The organism is Christiangramia sediminicola (assembly GCF_031344135.1).
Classification (GTDB): Bacteria; Bacteroidota; Bacteroidia; order Flavobacteriales; family Flavobacteriaceae; genus Christiangramia; species Christiangramia sediminicola.
In genome coordinates, this window is record NZ_JAVJIU010000004.1 from 139,779 (window position 1) to 163,619 (window position 23,841).

The 23,841-nt window shown below is 36.6% G+C and carries 16 protein-coding genes; 8 read left to right on the top strand and 8 right to left on the bottom strand.

The genetic code is table 11. The features are described from left to right. Window positions 1-59: 59 nt before the first annotated feature. From RE431_RS11135 to RE431_RS11160, 6 genes are all read right to left on the bottom strand, one after another. The gene (locus RE431_RS11135; RefSeq protein ID WP_309562060.1) at window positions 60-926 is read right to left on the bottom strand and encodes a glycoside hydrolase family 16 protein; all 867 of its coding nucleotides are present in this window, start codon (window positions 924-926) and stop codon (window positions 60-62) included. A 132-nt stretch (window positions 927-1,058) separates the two neighbouring features. Beyond that, window positions 1,059-2,705 (bottom strand): family 16 glycosylhydrolase, encoded by a 1,647-nt coding sequence (locus tag RE431_RS11140; RefSeq protein ID WP_309562061.1) that lies wholly within the window; start codon window positions 2,703-2,705, stop codon window positions 1,059-1,061. A 14-nt stretch (window positions 2,706-2,719) separates the two neighbouring features. Then, window positions 2,720-4,798, bottom strand: a complete 2,079-nt coding sequence (locus tag RE431_RS11145; protein ID WP_309562062.1) for a phage tail protein — start codon at window positions 4,796-4,798, stop codon at window positions 2,720-2,722. Window positions 4,799-4,822: 24 nt separating this feature from the next. Beyond that, window positions 4,823-6,286, bottom strand: coding sequence for a RagB/SusD family nutrient uptake outer membrane protein (locus tag RE431_RS11150; protein WP_309562063.1), 1,464 nt, complete (start codon window positions 6,284-6,286; stop codon window positions 4,823-4,825). Window positions 6,287-6,290: 4 nt separating this feature from the next. Then, a complete protein-coding gene (locus tag RE431_RS11155; protein ID WP_309562064.1) occupies window positions 6,291-9,311 on the bottom strand; it encodes a SusC/RagA family TonB-linked outer membrane protein in 3,021 nt (1,006 codons plus the stop codon). Window positions 9,312-9,551: 240 nt separating this feature from the next. After that, the gene (locus RE431_RS11160) at window positions 9,552-12,335 is read right to left on the bottom strand and encodes a triple tyrosine motif-containing protein (protein WP_309562065.1); all 2,784 of its coding nucleotides are present in this window, start codon (window positions 12,333-12,335) and stop codon (window positions 9,552-9,554) included. A gap of 206 nt (window positions 12,336-12,541) precedes the next feature. Between RE431_RS11160 and RE431_RS11165 the strand changes: the two genes are divergently transcribed. Next, window positions 12,542-16,162 carry a BamA/TamA family outer membrane protein gene (locus RE431_RS11165; RefSeq protein ID WP_309562066.1) on the top strand — a complete coding sequence of 1,207 codons (3,621 nt, stop codon included), beginning with the start codon at window positions 12,542-12,544 and terminating at the stop codon, window positions 16,160-16,162. A gap of 54 nt (window positions 16,163-16,216) precedes the next feature. Here RE431_RS11165 and RE431_RS11170 read toward each other — a convergent pair whose 3' ends face one another. Continuing rightward, window positions 16,217-16,888, bottom strand: a complete 672-nt coding sequence (locus RE431_RS11170; RefSeq protein ID WP_309562067.1) for a haloacid dehalogenase type II — start codon at window positions 16,886-16,888, stop codon at window positions 16,217-16,219. Between the two features lie 160 nt (window positions 16,889-17,048). Here RE431_RS11170 and RE431_RS11175 point away from each other — a divergent pair, with 160 nt between their 5' ends. Next, complete coding sequence (locus RE431_RS11175) at window positions 17,049-18,524, top strand: serine hydrolase (RefSeq protein WP_309562068.1); 1,476 nt, start codon at window positions 17,049-17,051, stop codon at window positions 18,522-18,524. A gap of 55 nt (window positions 18,525-18,579) precedes the next feature. Here RE431_RS11175 and RE431_RS11180 read toward each other — a convergent pair whose 3' ends face one another. Next, complete coding sequence (locus tag RE431_RS11180) at window positions 18,580-18,798, bottom strand: hypothetical protein (RefSeq protein WP_309562069.1); 219 nt, start codon at window positions 18,796-18,798, stop codon at window positions 18,580-18,582. Between the two features lie 408 nt (window positions 18,799-19,206). On the opposite strand from RE431_RS11180, the gene RE431_RS11185 reads away from it, so the two are divergent. The 6 genes from RE431_RS11185 to RE431_RS11210 all read left to right on the top strand — a co-directional run bounded on the left by RE431_RS11185 (window position 19,207) and on the right by RE431_RS11210 (window position 23,730). Then, window positions 19,207-20,526: a phage integrase SAM-like domain-containing protein gene (locus tag RE431_RS11185; RefSeq protein ID WP_309562070.1), complete on the top strand. Its 1,320-nt coding sequence runs from the start codon at window positions 19,207-19,209 to the stop codon at window positions 20,524-20,526. 321 nt (window positions 20,527-20,847) lie between these two features. After that, window positions 20,848-21,630 (top strand): hypothetical protein, encoded by a 783-nt coding sequence (locus tag RE431_RS11190; RefSeq protein ID WP_309562071.1) that lies wholly within the window; start codon window positions 20,848-20,850, stop codon window positions 21,628-21,630. A 93-nt stretch (window positions 21,631-21,723) separates the two neighbouring features. Then, complete coding sequence (locus tag RE431_RS11195) at window positions 21,724-22,011, top strand: helix-turn-helix domain-containing protein (RefSeq protein WP_309562072.1); 288 nt, start codon at window positions 21,724-21,726, stop codon at window positions 22,009-22,011. Beyond that, a complete protein-coding gene (locus RE431_RS11200; protein WP_309562073.1) occupies window positions 22,011-22,445 on the top strand; it encodes a hypothetical protein in 435 nt (144 codons plus the stop codon). Before RE431_RS11195 ends, RE431_RS11200 begins: the two co-directional genes overlap by 1 nt. A 70-nt stretch (window positions 22,446-22,515) precedes the next feature. Further along, window positions 22,516-23,241 (top strand): hypothetical protein, encoded by a 726-nt coding sequence (locus tag RE431_RS11205; protein WP_309562074.1) that lies wholly within the window; start codon window positions 22,516-22,518, stop codon window positions 23,239-23,241. Window positions 23,242-23,367: 126 nt separating this feature from the next. Beyond that, complete coding sequence (locus RE431_RS11210; RefSeq protein WP_309562075.1) at window positions 23,368-23,730, top strand: hypothetical protein; 363 nt, start codon at window positions 23,368-23,370, stop codon at window positions 23,728-23,730. Window positions 23,731-23,841: the final 111 nt, after the last annotated feature.

Below are 23,841 nucleotides of genomic sequence, written 5' to 3' on the forward strand. Positions count from 1 at the left end.
GATAAAAGGCAATTTTTAAAATTTGGATCGTTGATACATGCCTGACTCTCCAATTTATTTTACTTAGTAATTAGTACCCAATCGATGAGAACTTCTGCCTTTCCTTCTTTAATAAGTTTTACTGTAGACTCTGGAAGGCCGTTGTATGGTTTATCGATTCCATTTGTTTTGTATGGGTACGCTCCGCCTAAGGCCAGATTAAGAATGAGGTATTTTGGATTGTCAAATGCCCATTCCCCATAATGCTCTACCATTGGTTTAGTTACACGATAGATCAACCTGTCATCAACCTTAAAGTTAAGCTCCTCTGCCGTCCATTCAACCGAATACACATGCCAGTCGGTCACATCTTCTCCTTCTGGAAAAAAGTATTTATTTACCAATGGAGTCTCTCCGGAATAATTTGGGCCGTGCATGGCAACACCTATCCAGTCTGTCTCTCCAACATACTCCATAATATCTATTTCACCGGTGTCTGGCCATTCTCCACCACCTAGTGCCCAGAATGCAGGCCAAAATCCGGAACCTTCAGGTAATTTCATTCGTGCCATTGCAGTACCGTAAGTGAACATCACTTTGTCCCGTGTATTGATTCTACCAGAGATAAAATCGAAATCATTATCACGATAATTAATATAATTTGGACTATAGTGTGCTTTTAGAATAAGTGCATTTTCAACTCCTTTTGCTTTGGCACCTTTCACAGGAAAAATAGTTGCGGTAGAATCCACATAAACCTGCTGCTCATTATTTACCCAAAAGTCGGTTCCAACAACATTCCACTTCTCTCTGTCCAGAGAACTAGCAGAAAAATCATCAAAAAACAGGGTGTCATTTTCTTTTTTATCCGCGATATCCTGAGCAGATAAAATTCCGCTAATGATTAATGCTAACGCAGGAATTGATTTTAATAATAAACGCTTCATAAGTATAGCTATAGAAAATACAATCACCCGAAAATAAGATCCTTAAAGACCTTAATTATTACGTGATTATATTATGAAGACATAAATAAATCCCGGAGCCGAAGCTCCGGGGATTTAAGCCTAAACAAACAATTATTGATAAATTCTTATATAGTCAACCTCCATTGAAGATTCCTGGAAGTCATCTGCTATTTCGCCACCAAGGCCACCGCCCATGGCTACGTTCATAATAAGGAAGAAATCCTTATTAAATGGAAGAGATGCTTCATTTGTGAAAGTAAAGAACTCTTCTCCGTCTAGTAATAAAATGATATTTTCTGAAGTCCATTCTACTGTATAAGTATGGAACTCAGTTGAAGCATTGGCAATCTCTGTTCTACCAACCACAGCGTTTCCTCCTGAATTTCCAGGGTAATGTAATGCTGAAGAAGTTTCTCCAGGATTATTTCCAACCCACTCCATGATATCTATCTCTCCTGTCTCAGGCCATCCAACTTCATCGAAGTTAGCCCCAAGCATCCAGATAGCAGGCCATGTACCGCCGCCTTCCGGCATTTTTGCTCTGGCTTCAATTCTACCATAAGTGAATTCATAATTATCCTGAGTAGTAATTCTTCCTGATGTAAAATCGAATCCGCTTTCAGATTCTCTTTTAGCAGTAATAAAAAGACTACCATCCTGAACGGTCACATTCTCTTCTTTATAATACTGAACTTCATTATTACCCCAACCGTCTGTACCATTTCCAATTTCATAATTCCAAACGCTTGTATCTAGAGCATCTCCGTCAAACTCATCAGACCAGGCCAGATCTTCAAACTGAGTCTGAAATGGCTCCGGTTCCGGTTCTTCTGCACCTCCACCAGCAGATTGCTGAGCGTAAGGAGTAGTTGTGAACTTTACGTACCAGGCTAATGCAGGGTTATTACCCATCACGGCTCTTACATAAAGTGTATTTTCAGTAATAGATAGAACCTCGTAATTGCTAGCTCCAATATAGTAGCTCATGAATCCGCCACCACCAATCTGGATCTCAGTTTGTGTAGAAGCATCGGCTGGAATTCCAGAAGAAGCAGGAGCAAGAGTTACAGATTTTTCACCTGAAGTATCCAGCGCCAGACATTCATCCTGACCAGCAGATCCACCAAATTCTCCAGCATAATCTACGTTGAAGAAAGTAAAACCGTTATTGTTAAGTTCGTAAGTAATGTTCTCTCCACTTTCAGAAAAAGTGATCTCATCTGTATAAAAACAAGAACTTAGCTCATCACCAGCTTTCTCAAAAGGTGCAGCTGTGTAATAAGTTGGAGTATAGAAATCTGGAGCTCCAGCTTCTGATGGTCCAACCCCTAAGTGACCTGCCTGAGCAGATGCCACATACCAGGTTTTTGAATTACCACCGGTAAGAAACTCTTTAGTATCTGGATCTGAGAAGTCACTTCTAACCTCAACTTCAACAGATTTAGAGCTACTAACTCCTCCCTGACCGTAAGCTACAACGGTCACCAGGTAGGTATTTAAACCTGTCCTGGTAAAACGTTTAGTATAGTTTCCATTTGGTGCAACCGCAGAAGAACCATCTGAAAAATTGAACTTATAAGTGAGAGCGTTGGTTGCAGAAGCGTTAAATTCTACAAGACCTGAACCGTCGTCACTAATTTCTGAACTGATACTAAGATCTGCTGGAACCATGATGGTATCCAGTGTAAGATCATCTTCCTGGCAGGAGAACAATCCGAACAACAGAACTAGTATTCCTATTTTTTTAATCATCTTCATAATCGTCAATTATTCTAATTAGATAATGTATAATCGTCAAAGTAGTATACAGATCCGTCTCCGTTGTTTCCAAAGTCGAAGAATAATACCACTCTAGAGTAGTCTACAGAAGTATCTGCAGCACTAAGATCAAATTCAAGTACTTCCCAGGTGTTTTCTACTGTAGTAACAGCATCTACCTCGTAGAAAAGACTGCTATCGTCAAGGTTCTCAAATTTAAGTCTTACCGTAGCACCCGCTTTTGGAGACCAAACTTTTACCTTCATCTTGCTATAAGTATCAAGATCTAGTGGCATATCTTCTTCGTAGAATGCACCTGCCCAAACTTCTGAACCATCATTCTTAGTTAATTTAGCAACCATAGAAGAAGTATTTACACCAGAAGGATCTGGGTTTGCAATGACCTCTATAGGATCTATTCCTCCAAATACTGTGTAAGCAGGAGCATCACCTTCAAGGTCTTCTAGAACCATATCAGGAGCCATTTCTACTCCACCGTTTGTAGTCTGGATTTGATCGTAGTAGTAAACTGAATCATCTCCTGCGTTTCCGAAGTCGAAGAAAATCACCACTCTCACATAATCTGCAGCAGGAGCCCCGCTGAAATCATAATCAAGATTTTCCCATTCGTTAGCAACAGTTGTAGTCAAATCAACTTCATGAGTGATTGATGCATCAGCATTCTCTAATTTAAGTTTTACCACAGCACCAACTTTTGGAGACCATGTTTTAACTCTAATAGTACTGTAAGTATCAAGATCTAATGGAGTAGCTGTTTCAAAGAAACCTCCAGCCCAAACTTCAGATCCTGCAGATTTAACCTGCTTAGCAACCTTAGATGTTGGATTCACAGCAGATGGATCTGGGTTATCAATAACTTCAGTAGCTGCAATATTTCCGAATACTGTAAATGCAGGCTTTGTTCCTTCAAAATCCTGAACCATTGTTGACTCAAATGGAGCACCAGATTGTTTGAAATCATCAAGATAGAATGTGCCTGCAGTTGTTCCAGGACCATCAATAAAGATCACCATAGTTCCATACTGTCCAGTTGGAACAAAAGGCTCTCCTACACCCTGACTACCATCTATATAACTCTTTATAGCGTCTGTAGCAAAATTAAATGAAAGTTCTTCCCATCCAGAACCAGTGTGGTTTACTGAAACTTCTGTTTGACGCTCACCATTAAGACCTCCTTCAAACTTCAATAACACTGGTAAAGCAACATCAGACCAAACTTTAACGCTAATCGTCTTAGCACTTCCGCTGAAATCTACAGCCTCACCAAGATTATAAGCACCTCCTTCATAAGCAGCGCCAGAATTTGTAAGTGCACCTACTTTAGTTTCTGCAGTGTTAGCTCCTGAAAGATCAGGATTTGTTACTACTTCAAAACTAGCTCCATTAAATACTCCAAGAGCGTAGTTCACTGTTGGCTCATCATAAGTTATCGGGAATTTAACCGGATCGTTAGCTTCTGGTACAACAACCTCTACAGTAGTTTCAGTAGTAGCAACACCTGCACCACGAGCAACTACTCTAATTGTGTAAGTTCCAGGCTCTTCATAAGAATAAGGAATGCTTTCTCCAGGCATTAATTGCGTTGGCTCTTCTTCTTCTGAATCTGTGAAGTAAACATCAAATAAAGTAGCGTAATCTGCAGAAGCACTAACAGTGATGTTCTTAGGATCACTTGCTGGTTGATCTACAGTAACTTCAAGGTTTTCCGGAGCTCTGAAAGCGATCGTAAGCATCTGGTTGAATTCGCTGGTAAGACCAGTCGATCCAACGGCTACTACTCTAACCTCATATTCTCCCTCGTCATATACATGAGTTAGAGTTTCTCCTGCCATAGCGATTGTAGGAGTTTCATCTTCTACATCTCCAAAATATACTTCGAAAGTAGAAGCACCTTCACCACTAGGAGTTACGGTAACTGTTCCTGTATCATCCTGCATTACATCAAAAGATGCGGTAACATCTGTTGGAGCAGAAATTTCCTGGAATGCATAGTTCATAATTTCATCATCCTCACATCCTGTAAACAGTACAAGCGAGATGGTAAGCATTGCTAAGATTCTGAATATTTTCATCTTTATTCGTTTTAATAATTTTTTTTAATAACCTGGATTTTGCTCCCAATTGTTTCCTGCAAGTTGTATCTCAATGGCAGGTATAGGGAATAATTCGTGTTTTCCTGTCTGGAAACCATCAATTTCAGCAGCAGCTCTACCTGTTCTTACTAGATCGAAGAAACGGTGTCCTTCTCCAACAAGTTCAAGTCTGCGGTCTTCGTATATCTGGTTTAACAGATTGTTTCCTGAAAGCGTTACGTCTTCAAGACCCGCTCTGTTTCTAACCTGGTTTAGATAATTTCTTGCTTTATCCTCATCTGGTGATGACTTTTTGAAATTAGCTTCAGCAGCCATTAAAAGAACATCTGCCAAACGGATCGCACGATAGTTATTAGGGTTAGTAAGGTTCGCATCTCCAGTATTCAAGTCTCCCTGTCTGGCGATGTATTTTCTGTTGTAATATCCAGTATGCTCATATCCTTCAGAATAAGTAGCTCCTGTTTCAGCAGCCCATGCCTCGATATCAAGAATAGCAACGTCTTTTCTGATATCGTCTTCTGAGAAGATATCTACTACTTCCTGTACTGGAACATTAAAGCTAAATCCAGATTCAAAAACAGGACCCGAATAGTTTCTAATTCCGTTAAAACCAACAGCAACATTTCCTTCACTACACTGCAGACATCCAAATCCAGCACCTTCTTTATCTGAATACTGAACTTCGAAAATTGACTCAGAGTTGTTTTCTCCTTCCGGCTCAAAGATTGAATCGTAATCCTGAACAAGAGAATATGGTCCGTTGATCACCAGTTCAAAAGCAGCGGCAGCTTCAGCAAATTTATTCTGATATAAATAAGCTTTACCAAGTAATGCCTGTGCAGCTCCAGAAGTAATTCTTCCCTCTTGGGCCTGAGTAGCTGGTAAATTAGAAGCAGCAAACATTAGATCTTCCTCGATCAATGCATACACATCTTCTTTTGGAGATCTTGCAATATCGAACTGCTCACCGAACTGAATTCTTTCGTTAACGGCTAATGGCACATCTCCAAACCATTTTACTAGCTCGAAATAGTAATAAGCTCTTAAGAATCTCGCCTGGGCGATAATCTCATTCTTACCTTCAAAATCTATCTTATCCTGGAATTCCAGTACATAGTTTGCGCGGTTCACTCCAGCAAACATCCAGCTCCAGATATCCCTTAATTGCTGGTTTACCGGAGTATGCTCCATGTCATCGATTTCCTGAATACCCGGAACATCGGTAGCACTTTCACCACCAGCAAGGGTATTATCAGAAGCGATCTCTCCCAGCATCACGTTTAGATATGTAGACTGTAATAAGTCATACGCTCCTACCAATGCCAGATCATATTCTTCAGGAGTATTGAAATAATCTTCAGAGTTCTCATCCTGACTATCAACCTCCACGAAGTCATCACTACATCCAGACAATGCTAGAAAAGCAAAGGCAAGGATCCAATTGATTGTATAAAATTTCGTTTTCATCTACTTAAAATTTCAAATTAATTCCTAACATATAAACTCTAGGCACCGGATAGAATCCCTGATCTATTCCACCTCCAATTGGAGCTCCGTTAGATGCAGAAGGATCATATCCTTTATATTCTGTAAGAGTGAATGCGTTATTTACAGAAGCATAAACTCTAAACTTCTCAACTCCAGTATTTGCAATTAGATCTGAGTTTAAAGTATAACCTAATTGTACATTCTGTAATCTCAGATAAGAACCATCCTCAACATAAAAGTCTGAGAAAAGGTTATTAGTATTAGCTCCTGTAGTTACTCTAGGGAAGCTATCTGTAGAACTTGGACCTGTCCATCTACCTAAATAAGAATTCGTTCTGTTGGTATTTGGCTGATTACGCTCATAGTTTCTTACGATCTCATTACCTAAAGACGCATAAGCATAGGTATTAAAATCGAAGCTCTTATAAGTGAACCCAAAATTCATACCCATTGTTAAATCTGGAATTGGATCTCCAATATTCACACGGTCATCAGTATCTATAATTCCATCACCGTTCTGATCTACATATCTAATATCTCCAGGTAAAGCACTAGTTTGCTGAGCACTGTTATTTACTTCATCCTGAGACTGGAAAATTCCGTTGGTCTCTAATCCGTAAAAATAACCTAGTGGCTCACCAGCTTCCATTCTTGATGGCGGCTCCTGTCCGATTCCGAAAGCACCTCCGGTTAGAAATCCGTTATCGCTATCTACAAAAATCACTTCGTTTCTTAGAGCAGTAACATTATAGTTGATATTGAACTTGAAGTTATCATTTACATTCTGGTTATACCCAATAGCAAATTCAAGACCTTCGTTCTCTACAATACCACCATTAATTACCGGTGGTGAAGCTCCTGGAGCTCCAACTCCTAAAATTCCTGATACCTGAGAAACTACAAGAAGATCTTCTGTTCTTCTCTTAAAGTAATCCATAGTTACATCTACTCTGGAATTGAAGAATCTTGCATCTAGACCAATATCAAGAGTTTTCTGTTTCTCCCATTTGATCTCTGGGTTTCCAAGTGCACCACCTGCTTTACCAAAAACAAGTTCATCATCAAAAACATAAGTTCCTTCTCCATTTAATAATGAAGTATATCTGAATGCAGGAATTCTATCATTCCCAATAACACCGTAACTACCTCTCAATTTCAGGAAGCTCAATGCATCGCTGTTTTTCAGGAATTCTTCATCTGAAATCACCCATCCAACAGATGCTGAAGGGAACCATCCAAATTTATTTTCCGGACCGAATGCGGTAGAACCGTCACGTCTTACAAGACCTGAGAAAAGGTATTTACCTCTGTAATCATATTGAACTCTTGAGAAGTAAGAAAGTAATCTTGTATCAAATTCGTCACCACCGTTCTGGTAGTTATCCAGTACTTCGGCGGCATTTGCCACACTAGCACTTCCATAATCATTGGTTGGCAATTCAAATCCTGTAAGTGAAGAAAACTCTCCCATAGATTTGAATACAGACATACCTAAAAGAACTTTTAGGTTATGATCTCCAAAGCTATCATCATAAGTTAAGAAATTATCCCAAGTATAGTCACGATAGATATCAAAGTTCTCTGTGATATTATTACGGTCTACATTAAAAACCTTACCAGAACCATAAAATACTTCAGGAGAGAAGTAATTTCCATCAACTTCAGAATAGTTGAACTGGAACTGAGTTTTTGCAGTTAATTTATCCCATAATGTATATTCAAGACCTCCAACACCACTAATCTTGCTAACATCTGTATCATTATATGTATTAGCGATCTGAGCCAATGGGTTGATCACTTCATTCCCTAATCCTTCTGCAAGTGTATAATCTCCATTTTCATCGAAGATTGGAAGGTTAGGATTCATGTTCACCGCGTTGAATAATACAGATCCTAATGCATTTTCAGATAAAGTTTTTCTGTTAGAATTTGTATAGATACCTGAAAGATTCAACTTAAGATTATCAATAATCTCCAGGTTATAATTAGCTCTCGCAGTAAATCTATCATAGCTAGATTTGCTTCCTCCTACGATACCATCCTGGGTAAAATAACCAGCTCCAACAGAATATTTAGATTTTTCACCACCTCCTGAAAGGTTCAGGTTGATATCTGAAATTGGTGCAGTAGAAAAAACTTCATCCTGATAATCCACTCCTTCTCCAAGATCTCTGAAGTTCGTATAAGGTGGATTCTGTCCTCCTGCAGCGTAAGCTTCATTCACAATTACCGCATATTCAGTAGCATTTAATACAGGTAATTTTCTGGTAGTTTCCTGCATACCGGTATATGCATCAACCTCAACCTTTAATTCTGTATTATATGTACCCGATTTCGTAGTAATTAAGATAACCCCGTTCGCAGCACGTACTCCATAAATACCGGCAGTTGCATCTTTCAGTACATTTATACTCTCAATATCATTAGGGTTAATTACACTAAGATCTTCAATAACGTTACCATCTACTAATATTAATGGTCTGTTATTACCATTTGTACTAATACCTCTAATGTTAATGGTAGAAGCACTACCCGGGGAACCAGAAGTAGAACTAACATTAACACCCGCAACAGTACCCTGAAGTGCCTGTTCAACCCTGGTTGGATTAAGATCTTCAATTGTTTGAGAACCTACTACACTAACGGCTCCGGTTACTTCTTTCTTCGTTTGCGTACCATAACCAATCACTAAAACTTCATCTAAAGCTTCAGAATCGGCACTTAATACCACATTAATAGTTTGTTGATTGCTTACCGTGATCTCCTGGGTACGAAAACCTACATAACTAAATTGTAATACATCTCCTGTGGAGATATCGTTTACCGTGTAGTTACCATCAAAATCGGTAGTCGTTCCTCTAGACTCTCCCTTTACAATGACATTTACACCTAGTAAAGGCATGTTGTTTTCATCAGATACTAATCCGCTAACCGAAAACGATTGCGCATAAGCCCCAAAAAACCCGCTTAGAAATACAATCAAAAGACAGGTAAATTTCCTCATGTGTTTAATTATTAAAATTGCTTTCTCAATATATTAACATAATGTTATGAGGGAAGGAATTCAACCTTTACAAAAAATCTACAATTGAGAAATCAGCAATATGGTTGGGGGTATTTTGATGATATCGTAATCTAAACAGGGCTTAAGAAAGGATGTGACAAGGCGCGATTAAAATGTTAAATCTCAATATCTTAGCCTTATGTAGAGGTAATGTAGAGTTATTTTTGTTAAATGTAAAGGTTATAAAGCGAGAATGTAGTCGGTTAAATTGGTTTCACGGTCTAAATCCATCTTTTTACGCAAACGATATCGTTTGATTTCTACACTTTTTACGGAGATATTTAACAGTGGAGCTATCTCTTTCGAGGATAAATTCAACCTGAGATATGCACATAATTTAAGGTCGTTAGAAGTTAACTCAGGATGCTTTGCTTTTATCTTTTGAAAGAAATCTTTATCGGCATTGCTAAAGGCTTTTTTGAAAAATTTCCAGTTATCTTCTTCACTAATATCTTTGTCAATCGTTTTGATCACAGATTTCACTTTCGTTGAGTCTTCAGAATCTTTCAACTTATCTTTAATACTGGTCAAAAATTCGTTCTTCTTGATAAGACTCATGGTAGATACAGCAAGTTCCCTGTTCTTATTAGTCATATCCTGTTCCAGTTTCTCATTCTTCAGTTTAATGATCTCTCGTTCAGCTTCAAGATTCTTCATTTTTAAAGCACGTTCATTTTCAGCTACACTTTTTTCATGATGCCTCTTATTTAAAATATGAACCAGGAAAAGAATTAATAAAAAGGCTATAAAATAACCTAAAAGGGCGACTCCGCTTAAATAAATTGGCCTGTCAATACTAAATTTATAGCTGGCCACAGAAGTTTCATCATCACCAATCTTCGCTTTTACTTCAAAAGTATAATCCCCAAAATTGAGATTTTTGAAATTAGCTTCAGGACTAGTACTCCACGAAGACCAGTTCTCACTTAATCCTAAAAGCCGATAGCTATACTGTGATTCCTGATATTTCTCATGGACTGGCGAACTAAAATGAAAACTGAGATTGTTTCGCTTAAAATCAAACTCACCGGCTTCACCTATTTTAACCTTTTCAGAAACTTCATCAAGAGCGCTTACTTCGATAAAATTTATGGCAATGGAAGCATCAACGTTATCCTCTTTCAGATTTTTTAGTCTTAGATAACCGTTTGCAATTCCAAGCAGATATTGTGAATCATCAAAAGTTGAGATATTCTCATAACCAACAGCAATATTCCTGAAGTTCTGATCTATAAAAATAGAATTCAGATTATAATCATTACTAATCTGCGCCGGCTCAATATAAAAGACTCCTCTATTGGCAAACCCCCAAAGTTTTGAGTTATCATCACTAACCATTTTCCCAGACAACCTATCGATTTCTGAAACCATGAGGTTTAGACGATTATCAGCTGAAAAATCATCATTAGTTTCATTAAACTGATAAATCTGTTCTTTTGAACTATAATAAAGGGTATCATTAAACCTGAATAAACTGGAAGTGATCCCAGACTCGCCTGAAAATGTATAGTTATCAATCTTATTTATTCCTGTGTATGATTCGTTAACAGACATTTTAAAAACACCCTTATGCTCATTGCTGACCCAGATATTTATATCTTCATCAATTTCGATGAATTTGGAAGAGTGAGGAAAGTTTTCAAGCATTGGCATAACCTCATAGCCATTTGTATTTTTCACCAAAAAACTTAAACCATTGTAGTGGCCTTGAATAAAAACATTTTCAGAATATTCCTTGATAAGCCAGGTTCCAAGCCTGTCACAGATCTTACTGGCCATTCCATTTTCAATTAGAAAGGTTCCGCTATTATGCCCACAAAGAATGTCACCTTTTACCTTATCTATGAACCAGACCTGGCCTTCAGTTCCATTCACCAGTTCAAAACTTTTCTCGTCAGCCTTCTTGAGATATAAACCCTGGTTAGTTCCCAGATATAGATCATTCCCATCCTGATAAGAGGCATAAACAGATCCTATTTCACCGGCATTATCCTGAAAAGAAAGAAAATTGGAACTGAGATCTATATAGCTTATCCCATAATCGAGTCCAGCCCATATATTCCCCGATTCATCAAGAAAAAGATCCAGGACAGTATTGTTCATCAGAATATTATTCTGGTTAAAGGAATTTACGATAGCCCCTTCAGCATCCAGTTGTACGATACCCTTCCCAACGGTTCCTAAAACGATACCTCCATTTTCAAGATCTACAGCATCGAGAATATTAGGATTACCTAATTCAGTATTAAATTGAAGATTTTCTTCCTCAAGCTGATTTCCATCCCAGGTAAAAAATTCCGATTTTCCGGTGATAACAGCCAATTCGCCTTGTTTTTTGTAAACATGCATAATAGCCCTTTCCCCTAGAGCATTAATTGGAATAAGTACTTCCGGAATACCATTACTAAATTTGTAAAGTCCGGCTCCGACATATTGAAAGTATAGTTCGTTCTCAAGTTTAAAAATCCCAGAAATTGGTTTTCCCAGAGGATTTTCCATTTTTTTGATGCTACCCTGAGCAGGATTGTAAAAGTAAATACCTCCAAAACTTCTGAAAATTATGAGATCATCCAGAAATTCGATATCCCAGAATTGCTCGCCATCGCCAATAGCATTATTAAATTTAGGAACAAGGCTGGTATATTTTAATTCTCCAAACTCATTTCGTTCCCAGAATCCGGCCTCCATGTAGGCACCGGTATAAATTCGATCTCCCACCACTTTTAGAGATCTTACTATCGTATTGTTTGGAACAGGATATAGAGTCCAGTTCTCGCCGTTGTACTCCAACAAACCGGTACTATTGGCAAAATAAAGATTTTTACTATCGTCCTGGGCGATCATCCAGTTCTGGTTTCCAGCAGAATACTGGTTAGGACCAAAATTGACGACCGGCGGAAGCTCCTGCGCAGCACCGCTCAAAAAATAGAAAAAAACAAGTATAAAAATGAGTTTGTTACTCAAGGGAATTTCAAATTAAGTTCCGAAAGTTAACCAACATCGGCAAAACAATAAAATTTAGATAAGTACCGCTGAAAATTTATTAGTAAAACTTTTAGGCTTGGATGTTAAAGTATTATAAAGAGCTATGACATCCTAAGAATATTAGATTTTTTTGAAAGTTACTATTATTACTACAAGTCAATTTCAATCAAACAACCTAGGCTTATATGAGCATAAAAGAAAGACTACGCAAAAATAAGATTTCTAAGAATTTTACATTTTTAACCTTATCCCTACTTTTTTCGGTTATTTCAGTACAGGCACAGCAGAAAAATACGGCAGATAATGGTGAAAAGGTCCATTCGGTATATGTAACTTCAAATACCGGACTTAGAAGTAACGAATCCAATAGAAAAATTTTGAAAGAGATCGTTGAAGCTTCTAAAAAAGAAGACTCTTCAAGTTTGGTGATCGTGGGAAATCTAGTTCCTAAAGATGGTTATCCCAACAAAGATAATGGTAGAGACGATGTAGAAAAAGATCTTCAGGCAAATTTGCTTGATCTTATAAATGATTTCAAGGGAAATATAGTTTTCACACCTGGTTACAATGAATGGCAGGCTGATGCTCCAGATAATATAGATGATCTGGAATCATTTCTTCAGGATAATTCCAGAGCTAAATTCTGGCCTAATGACGGTTGCCCTATAGAAAGCGAAAGTCTTAGTGACGATGTGCAATTAATCATGATAGATTCTCAGTGGTTCATTGAAGACTGGGATGAGCATCCATACGTGAACAATAAATGTGAGATCAAGACAAGGGCTCAATTTAGAGAAGAATTTAATGATGAGCTGGAAGATAATCAGCGTAAAACAGTACTGGTAGCAGTTCACCACCCGGTAATGACTCAAACCAAGATAGGATTTTTTCAAAAGATCATAGGATATGGTAGTCAGACAGAAAGAAATCCAAAACTGAAAGAGTTGATGGGTACACTGGAAACACTGGCAAGACAGTATAATGACGTGATTTTCCTTTCAGGTAAAGATCAGAACCTACAGTATGTTCAGGATGATGATGTAGAACAGATTATAGCCGGAATTACAGAAGATCCAAAAAAGGCAAAACCGGAAAAGGATAACGGGGATTTCGCAGCTTATAATTTAGGTTATGCAAAATTGAATCTATTTAAAAACGGAAGTTCTAATGTTGAATTTTTTAAAGTTCTGGAATCTGGCACCGAAGAAATATTCAATAAGCAGATCTCTCGTGAAAGACCAACGTTATCGGAGGTAGAGTGGCCTAATACAAAACTTGGAAGCACCAAAATGGCATCTGTTTACACAGAGGAAGAAACCGATAAGGACGGCCTTTTCAAAGCGATTTGGGGTGAACATTATCGTCCCCTTTACAGCAAAAAGTTTGAATTCCCGGTATTATATTTAGATACACTTCCAGGAGACCTGAAAGTACTTGGAGCTGGTGGTGGTCACCAATCTCGATCTTTAGGATTTGTAGATGAAAACGATCACGAATATACTATGAGAGCACTTAAGAAAAGTGCTTTACAGTTTCTGCAAAGTACCGTAGTTACTACCCATTACGTTGAAGAATATTTAGAGAATACGGTTGCTGAACGTTATGTTCAGGATTTTTATACTACTGCATTTCCATATGGGACTTTTCCTGCGGGAAGATTTATGGATGAACTGGATATTTTTCACCCGAATTCAGACTTGTATTATGTTCCGAAGCAGGAAGCGCTTGGAGTTTATAATGAAGAATATGGAGATGAACTTTATATGTTCGAAGCTCACATTGGCGGTGAAAACAAAGACCTTGAATTCTTTGGCGGTGCTGAAGATATAGTGAATACATCAGACCTTCTTTTAGAATTAAGAGAAACCAAAGACGTTTATGTAGATGAAAGCATGTTCATTAGAGCAAGGCTTCTGGATATGCTTCTTGGTGACTGGGATAGACACGAAGGTCAGTATGAATGGGCTGAGTTTGAAGATGAGAACGGAAAGAAAAAATACCTTCCAATCGCTAAAGACCGTGACCAGGTATTCCCTAAAACAGACGGATTTGCCCTTGCTCTTCTAAGAGTAGGCTTCCCTGCCTTTAGAGCGATGGAAGAATACAGCCCAATGGTTAAAAGACCTAAGTGGTTTAATATCGCCGGTTATCCTCTAGATAAGGCCTTCATCAGAAATGCTCAATGGCAGGACTGGGAAGAGCAGGTAAAATATATTCAGAATAATATTACAGACGAGGTTATTCAGGAAGCATTTGATGTATTACCTGAAGGCCTTGTTCAGGATCCATACGTAGCTGAGATCAAGGAAACTTTAAAAGCCCGTCGAGGAAATCTTGAAAAGATCGCGCAGGAATATTACGAGCATCTTGCTGAATTTGATATGTTCACCGGAACAGAAGAAGATGACAAATTCCTTATTACTCGTAAACCAGACGGTTTAACAACAGTTCAGTTAATGACTGAAGACGAGGAATTGATCGCTGAAAAAACCTATAATTCAGATATGACCAGAGAAGTCTGGATCTATGGTCTTGATGGTGATGATGAATTTAAAATCGTAGGTAAAGGATCTAATCTGGTGCCACTGAAAATTATGGGTGGTGAAGAAAATGATACTTATGACTTTCAGAATAAAAGCAGAGCTAAATTATTCGATTATAAGAGCAAAGACAACACGATCAAGACTCCGGGAGCAAGAAAAATGCTAACCGATTCTTATGACATCAATAATTACGATCCTAACAAAAAGAAAATAAGACAATTTACTTTCTTCCCGAATGCTGATTTTAATTCAGATCAGGGCTTCAGTTTAGGGGTTAATAATACTTACACCATCAAAGGTCTGGTAAGAAATCCGTTTACCGCACAACACAATGTATTTGCGAACTATTACTTCGCAACTCAAGGTTACGATATTGGTTATAATGGAGAATTCGCTCATATTTTCCTGAATTGGAATCTTGGGATCGAGGCATATCATTCCAGTCCCAATTTTGTGATCAATTACTTCGGAACAGGAAATGATACAGAATATGATCAGGATGATGTTTCCAGAGATTATAACCGTGTTAGAATTGAACAATGGAGATTTGCGCCATCTTTGATCTACAGAAAGAATGAGCTGGTTAGTTTTTATATCAAACCTATGATAGAAAAAATGGAAGTAGCTTACGATGGAAATAGATTTATTGGAGAGACTTTCAACGAGGCAAATGATGTTTTTGAAAGTCAGGCATATGCTGGTGGTGAAATAAACTATAACTATTTCAATAAAGACAGAGTAGCATTTCCATCGAGAGGTATTGAGCTTGATTTAACTGCAGGTTATAAGACAAATATCGATGAATACGATAATAAATTTGCTTACGTAAGACCAATGCTTGCATTGAATTATCCTTTACATGAAAGTGGATTCGCTGCTATCGCTACTAAAATTGGTGGTGAAGCGATACTTGGGGATAATTATGAATTCTATCATGCTGCTACGCTTGGAGGTGGAAACCAGAACAGTTTAAGAGGTTACAGGAACGAACGTTTTAATGGTAAGTATGCCTTCTATCAGAACATTGATATTAGAAGTGGAGTAACTCAGTTCAGAACCAATTTCGTACCAATTAGAATGGGAGCTAGTGTTGGTTTTGATTACGGTAGAGTCTGGGTTGATGATGATAACAGTAACGAATGGCACACAGATTACGGTGGATCTATTTTCATCAATGCTTTTAAGGCGTTTACTGGTAATATTGGATATTATGTTGGAGATGAAGGTGGTCGAATAAACTTCACCTTTAATTTCGATTTTTAATCCTGTCGAATAAAATTTAATTCAAAACCGCACTGTTTTTAATAGTGCGGTTTTTTATTTCAATAGTAATTCCGCGAGACTATCTATACCTGTAGTTTGAACATCCGGTTTATCTGAAAGTGGAAAAACCGATTTTCCAGGTCTTTGAATAAAGGCAGTTTTTAAGCCAGCTCTCATCGCTCCGGTTACATCCCATCCATGCGCGGCTACCATCATGCTGCTGCTTGCTTCTGAATTTGATTGCTTTAGCGCGAAATGATAAGTTTCGGGATGAGGTTTATATTTTTTAACGGCATCAACACTTAGAACGAGATCGAAAAAATCTACTAAACATGAATTCTTAATTTGATCATTTAAGACTGAAGTTTTTCCATTACTAAAAGCTACAAGCTGAAAACCATTTTCCTTTAGAACACTCAAACCTGGCTTCACATCAGGATATGCTTTAAGCTGACCAATAGGGCTAAGAATTTCTGAAATCTTTTCTTTAGAAAGATCCATTTTATAATTCTCTGCATTCATTTTTAAAACAGCTGCAGCGATCTCGCTGAAATCATGATAGGTATTGGTCATACTTTCAACCAGGGAATAATGTAAAAACTGAGAAAACCAGATATCTGCTGCGTACGATCTTCCGAATACATTATTAATGCTAGTTTTTAAAGGTTCAAGATCCAGCAATGTTTCGTTAACATCAAAAATCAATGTTTTAAGCTTCTGTTTCATATTTCTAAAATAATAAAGCCTTTGCTAAGACTAGACTTGTATCACCAAAATTTCGATTGCGAATAATTGCCATATTTCAATAGTTTCTATGAGCTTTTCAATTAAATGTAACCACCCCGAGATTTTATCGTCTTATTTATATAACTAAAGATCAATCAATATGAAAAAACTAGCATCAACAAGTTTCAGGACATTCTACCTGCTATTAATCTTACCATCCTTCCTATTTATTGCCTTTGCGCAAACATCAAGTAAGGCAGAAAAAATTGACGAATTAATGAATAAGTATACAGATTACCTGCAGTTTAACGGATCTGTATTAGTAGCTGAAGATGGCGAAGTCATTTTGAAAAAAGGCTACGGAATGGCAAATATGGAATGGAATATCCCGAATTCGCCAGAAACAAAACATCGTCTTGGTTCAATTACCAAACAATTTACCTCCATGCTCATCATGCAGCTGGTAGATGAAGGGAAACTGGATCTTGATAAACCTGTTACAACCTATCTTAAGGATTACCCGAAAGAAACCGGGGATAAAATTAGCATACACCATCTACTTACCCATACTTCAGGAATTCCAAATTACACCTCTTTCCCAGGCTTCTTTCAGAATCAAAGCCGAAATCCATATACGCCTAAAGAATTTGTAAAAGTCTTTGCAGATTCCAGCCTAGTGTTCAATCCGGGTGAAAAATTTGAGTATAGTAATTCCGGATATTTTCTGCTCGGGGTTATTATTGAAGAGGTTACAGGGAAGTCTTATGAAGAGAATCTGAAAGAAAGAATTTTTGATCCTTTAAAAATGAACGATACGGGCTTTGACCATCATGACGAGATCATAAAGAACAGAGCCACAGGTTACGAGCAAAGAGGTACAGAATTCATCAATTCGCCTTATTTAGATATGAGTATACCATATTCTGCCGGTTCATTATATTCTACCGTTGAAGATCTATACAAATGGGACAGGGCTTTAAAGTCTAATAAAATTCTTAGTGAAGAAAGCAAGAAATTGATGTTCACGATGCATAAAGCTTTGGGGCCATTGCAAGGAGCCGGATATGGATGGTATGTAGGACAGCAGAATTTCGGAAAAGATACAGTAAACATTACAGGTCACGGTGGTGGTATAAATGGATTTAATACCCTTATCACCAGAATCCCTGAAGACGATAACCTTATCATCCTTCTAAACAATACCGGAGGAAAATCTTTAAATGAAATGACCACTGCTATTAGTAATATCATCTATGGAAATGAATACCAGATGCCTCGAAAATCAGGAGTTATGGCACTTCTGAAGGAGATTTCTGAAAATGGAATGGAATCAGGACTTGAATTTTATAATAAATTCAAAGATGACGAAACTTACAATTTTAATGAAGGAGAAATGAATTCTTTAGGTTATCAGCTCCTTCGTTCAGGAAAAAATGAAGCTGCCATTGAAGTATTTAAATTGAATGTAAAGGCCTATCCCAAATCTGGTAATGTTTATGATAGTCTGGGCGAGGCTTATCTTAAAAATGGGAATAAAAAATTGGCTTTAGAGAATTATAAAAAATCAGTTCAAATCGATCCAAACAACACGAATGGGTTAGAAGTGATCAAGGATCTTGAAAATAATACAGACTAAAATTCATCACAAAACATTTATTCTCTGCAATAATTAAACGGTAAACCTAAATTCTCTAAAATGGAGAGGGCGGGTTTGCCGTTACTTTTTGAGCAGTATTGATCTCATTATCCACAATCGTGGTAGAACCTGAATAAGTTCTGGAGGTTAATAAAAATACTAGAAATCCAATCGCAATGATCATTAGGGCTTTGCATAAATAACTGAGAAAGAGAACCGGAAAATCCAGTTCGTCCCCGTCAAATATTCCTGCGCGGTACAACAGAGTCTTCATATAAAATGATTTAGGGCAATAACTTTTTATAGATAAATATCTATTCTCTGTAGGGTCTTGGTAGGGGCAATTACAAGTTACATATAGAATTGGCTGAAGTTTTTAACTTTTGTAAATACTTATCAACCAAACTATTAACAATTTAACATTTGAGAAGAAAAAAACCCTTCCATTTCTGAAAGGGATCTTGTAGCCTCACCAGGAACGCAACCTATTGAATTTTATAAACTCTTAGAAAGCCTTATTTCAGCTATTATCTATTGGAAACACTCACTATCTATAGATATTTCAAAGTTTTAGAAAAGTTCATTAAGGTATATTGAAATACATATAAATTTAAAAAATGTCGGCACCCTGTCGGCACGAATGTTAATTTTTATATCTTTATATTGTTCAAATGAAAATAATATGCCTACCGTTAAGTTCTTTATTAAAGGGAAAGCCAACCCGGCTTCCATTCACCTAAGATTTGTTGCAGGTCGAAAAATAGATTTTAAGCATACCACCTATAAACCTATAGATCCGGTACACTGGAACCGAAAAGCCGGAACTATTAAAAGAAATGCCACCTTTGATGATCGGTTGAAACTCGAAAACAATCTAACTGAATTAAGAGCCGAAATTCTGAAATGCTACCGCACGGATTTTGAGCAGGGAATATTAATCAATTCTGATTGGCTTAAGAATGTTATAATTCGCTTCTATAAACAAGATAAAAACCTAAATACCCAGCTTTTAATTGATTTTGCAACTTACCACCTTGCCAACCTTCCTAACAAGATTCAAAAGAACGGAACCACTGGAGTAAGTAAGGCGACCTTACAGAAATACGAAACCAACATTAGAAAATTAAAGGATTTTGAAAAATATAAGGGTAAGCGTTATTTGATCTCTCAAGTTAATATGGAATTTCACAGGGAATTTATAGCCTATCTTAAAGATAAGCACCACCTTAATTATAACAGCATAGGAAAATACCTAACAATCATTAAAACTATTTGCCTAGATGCTTACAGGACCCATAATATAAAAATCAATGATTCGATTTTAAACGGAAATTTTAGAGCCACTAGGGAAAAAAACAATTTTATAGTTCTGAATGAAGATGAGATAAACAAAATTTATGAAAAGGATCTATCAAAAAACTCATACCTGGATAATGCTAGGGATTGGCTAATTATTGGCGTCTGGATTGGAGCTAGAGTTAGTGACCTTCTCACATTAACTAAAAACAATATTAAAGGAGAATACATAGAATACACCGCGAAAAAAACCGAGCAAAAAATTGTTATGCCACTACATTGGCAAGTTTCAGAAACTCTCGAAAAATATAAAGGGGAATTCCCGCGTAAAATTAGCTCTCAGAAATTTAATGATTATATCAAAAAGGTTTGCTCTAAAGCTGGAATTAATGAAATGATCCCAGGTAAGAAAAGGGAAAAAATAGGTGAGACAAAAGAAGGCAAAAACATTTGGAGAAAAAAGGCTGGGGAATACAAAAAAAGTGATCTGGTTAGCACCCATATATGTCGTAGATCCTTTGCAACTAATCATTACGGGAAATTACCCACTCCAGTAATAATGAGCGCAACTGGCCATAAAACAGAAAAAATGTTTCTCAACTATATAGGCAAAGCCCCGAAAGATAATGCTGATGTTTTGGCGCAATATTGGAAAATGATCAAATCAAAGCAGGAAAAGAAAACTAAAATGAAAATCGCTAATTAATTAAATAATTATGAATTCAATTATCCAAAAACTAGAAGCTGAGGTTTCTCAATCTCGCGAAGAAATGAAACAAGCCTTTGAATTGGCCAATAGTCTTAACATCGAGATTGAGACGCCGGTATTTATACCTAAACTATAAACTGATAATCAATGCAAGAAATACTTGAAAAATTAAGATTATATAAAGTCTATAGGGATCAATACTCGCTGGCTGAAAGAGCTGAAATACGTAAAGCATTAAGAGTAGAGATAAAATCTCTAAAAACATAGCGATTAGACTTGTGAGATACAGCCTGTATAATTTGCGCCAATCCTGTTCAAATGAAATTAAACGAAACTCTTTACAATGAGTTTTATTCATATGTGAATAAATCTCTACAAGCTACCTTGAATGAGACAATAAAAACAATCACCAATCATTCAAATTTTAAATTTGGAAATGACCGGGATAAACTGGAAGTTTTAGATAATCTAAAAATTGATTTTCGAGGTGACGGACATTTTAATTATTTGCAGGCAAAAGGGGTTTCTTATAAAAATGGAAAATTTGAAATAGTTAAATCCGAATTTGACGAGGTAATAGAAACTTGCGGAGTTAATTTAGAAACTACTGAATTCGGAGTATTTCAAAATGAGAATGACAAGTTAAAATCTTTTGCATACAAAAGTTTCCACCAGGCAACTTGTATTTTAAATTATTGTTTAGAGCTTCAAATTATTAAAGAGTTTGAGCAAGCTATTGACGGAAAGGAATTTTCGAAAAAGGATAACCAGCTGGAGTTTTCTACACATTCTAATAAAACACCACACCCAATTTTTAAAGATGTTCACTATTCAAATTTAATTGAATATTGTATTAACGAATACTCAGAAAATTACCAGGTTAACAGGGTATTTGCTAGTGTATTATACCAAGTATTTAGAGGTGACATGAAAAAGCAAAACCAAAAATTATTTGCTGAATATTGGAATGAAAATTTCTCTCACTTCTACAAATTAAAAATTGACAAGAAGCATTCAGGACTAGATTCATTTGAAGAGAATAATACTCGACATAAGGAAATTGAACTAATAATAAATGAATTACTAGACTACAAAGTTTAAAATAATTATTCCCCGTATTTTTCCCCGATACTCCCGACAAATCACCGTAATCTCACCTATACTTTTACAGTGTTAATATGAAATACTGTAAAAATGGGAAACGTAACACAACTTCACGAAACAACTCCAGATGAATTAACCAGAATCATTTTTGAAGGATTGGATAAACGCCTGGAGGATTTTAAAAAGAATTTTCAACCAAAAGAACCTGAAGAGTTTTTAACTCGGCAGGAGGTATGCGAATTATTAAGTATATCCTATGGAACCTTGCACCAATGGGTAAAAAAAGGAATACTTCAACCACTCACTAAAGGAGGCCGTGTTTATTATAGCCGAAAACAGATTGTCAAAGATTTATACAACTCTAATCCCGGCGAATAATGGAGACAAACGGCATTAAATTTCACAGGCATATCTACCAGAAATCAAAGGGACGTAATAGTAATATCTCAATATTTGAAAAGGTTAATAATAACATACATAAATCACTCCTACCAGAACGGGTAACACTTCAAAAGCCAAGGAATAAACGTGAATTAAGCTTTTGTGTAGAAGATCCGGCAAATTGGAGATTTGGAAGCCGTGTTTCTGAATTATTGGAAACTCATTTAATAAACATATTTGAAGGCAACCTTCTAGCCAAAGAAAGAAAAAGCCCAGAGCCGGGAACCCTCATGTTTTGTGAGCTTGCCTCTAACGAAAAAATTTTGGTAATAGATATTTTTCCTGAATTCTATACTCACAACCCTTTTGTTTTTCGGCTCCTTTTAGAAAAACACGAATTCCTGTTAAGAAAAAAGCCAGGATCTAAATAGAAGCCTGGCTTTATTGTTCAAATGATGTATCTAAACATTGCATTTAAATACACCCCAAAGATAATGATTTATGCGCTACAATGTAACGTTTAACCAACTGGCATTGGTGAAATATAACAATTCGATTCCTGAAAAGTTTCAATTATCAATTAAGGATGCAATCATACTTCAGCAATTATACCACCTCTCTAACTGGGAACAAGTTGAAACTAGGAAATATAAAGGTGAAGACTATTTCTGGGTGGCTTATGGAAAAATAATTAATGAGTTACCAGCACTGGATATAAACACGGTAGACGGCCTAAGTAGGAGAATTAAAAAGAAATTAATAATACCAGGTTTAATAAAACTCTTTGTTGATCGACAAGATAATAGCAAAACTTATTGGCGTTTCACTAATAAAGGTTTAAAGGTTGGAACCCCCGGACGAATGGAAGGGTACCCCGGGATGAATGGCCGGGAGACCCCCGGACGAACAGAAGGGAGACCCCCGGATGAACGGCCGGACAATTATAATACTATAGATAATAAAACCAATGATAAGAGAGAGGCTCTCTCTCATTTTGATTTTTTAAAATCTAAATATTCGGAAAAGATAGATGAGTTGAAGAAAGAGAATACAGTGAATAACTGGAGTAACCTTATTCGGAAATTCAATTTAAAATCCTTCAAAGATAAACCGAGTATAAAAGACTTTGAAAAATATATTATTTCCTGGATAGAAAATGAAAATTATAATAACCAGAATGAACCTGAAATAATTAATCAACCTGCTTATAGAAGAATCATTAGTTAGGGGCCATAGGGGTCAAAACACCTCAGCCTTTTCTTCGTGTACATCGCCACTTAAGCGAAATTATACTCGGAGTAATTTTTTTAAGGGGGGGGGTTAAGAAGTAACGGTAATAAATTCAAAAAAATAATGAGACAACTTGATCATAATGAAGAATTTCTAAATTTTGTCGAAAAGAATAACATTGGTAGAAGAATAATTGATAATGATTTATTCAAATCGAAATACTTATTCAGCGTTCGGGATCTAGCTAAGGTGTATAGTCAAGTAAGAATTATTGACGCTTCCAATGGCGGTTTAATAGAAGGCAACAAAACTGATATTTTGTACATCTACATATTACAAGTTTACGACGAAAAAAACTATGTATATGAGGGTGAAATCGTATTACCAGGCTTCTATATAACCAGTTATAAATCTTTTCCTCTGAATAAAGATGAATATTCAGAATTAGAATCTAACCTTGATAATTTATTAAATCCAAAAAAATAAAATCTTAGAAATACCTGAGAATTGTAAAATTCTGAATACCGAAAGCAAAATGATAACATTCATTTTGTTATCCCCTTACAAACATTTTATTTTTTCAAAATCTACCGTAGA

Excerpts from the sequence above, each read along its gene's own strand:
- RE431_RS11135 (WP_309562060.1), bottom strand. The coding sequence starts at position 926 with ATGAAGCGTTTATTATTAAAATCAATTCCTGCGTTAGCATTAATCATT.
- RE431_RS11140 (WP_309562061.1), bottom strand. The coding sequence starts at position 2,705 with ATGAAGATGATTAAAAAAATAGGAATACTAGTTCTGTTGTTCGGATTG.
- RE431_RS11145 (WP_309562062.1), bottom strand. The coding sequence starts at position 4,798 with ATGAAAATATTCAGAATCTTAGCAATGCTTACCATCTCGCTTGTACTG.
- RE431_RS11150 (WP_309562063.1), bottom strand. The coding sequence starts at position 6,286 with ATGAAAACGAAATTTTATACAATCAATTGGATCCTTGCCTTTGCTTTT.
- RE431_RS11155 (WP_309562064.1), bottom strand. The coding sequence starts at position 9,311 with ATGAGGAAATTTACCTGTCTTTTGATTGTATTTCTAAGCGGGTTTTTT.
- RE431_RS11165 (WP_309562066.1), top strand. The coding sequence starts at position 12,542 with ATGAGCATAAAAGAAAGACTACGCAAAAATAAGATTTCTAAGAATTTT.
- RE431_RS11170 (WP_309562067.1), bottom strand. The coding sequence starts at position 16,888 with ATGAAACAGAAGCTTAAAACATTGATTTTTGATGTTAACGAAACATTG.
- RE431_RS11175 (WP_309562068.1), top strand. The coding sequence starts at position 17,049 with ATGAAAAAACTAGCATCAACAAGTTTCAGGACATTCTACCTGCTATTA.
- RE431_RS11180 (WP_309562069.1), bottom strand. The coding sequence starts at position 18,798 with ATGAAGACTCTGTTGTACCGCGCAGGAATATTTGACGGGGACGAACTG.
- RE431_RS11185 (WP_309562070.1), top strand. The coding sequence starts at position 19,207 with ATGCCTACCGTTAAGTTCTTTATTAAAGGGAAAGCCAACCCGGCTTCC.
- RE431_RS11190 (WP_309562071.1), top strand. The coding sequence starts at position 20,848 with ATGAAATTAAACGAAACTCTTTACAATGAGTTTTATTCATATGTGAAT.
- RE431_RS11195 (WP_309562072.1), top strand. The coding sequence starts at position 21,724 with ATGGGAAACGTAACACAACTTCACGAAACAACTCCAGATGAATTAACC.
- RE431_RS11200 (WP_309562073.1), top strand. The coding sequence starts at position 22,011 with ATGGAGACAAACGGCATTAAATTTCACAGGCATATCTACCAGAAATCA.
- RE431_RS11205 (WP_309562074.1), top strand. The coding sequence starts at position 22,516 with ATGCGCTACAATGTAACGTTTAACCAACTGGCATTGGTGAAATATAAC.
- RE431_RS11210 (WP_309562075.1), top strand. The coding sequence starts at position 23,368 with ATGAGACAACTTGATCATAATGAAGAATTTCTAAATTTTGTCGAAAAG.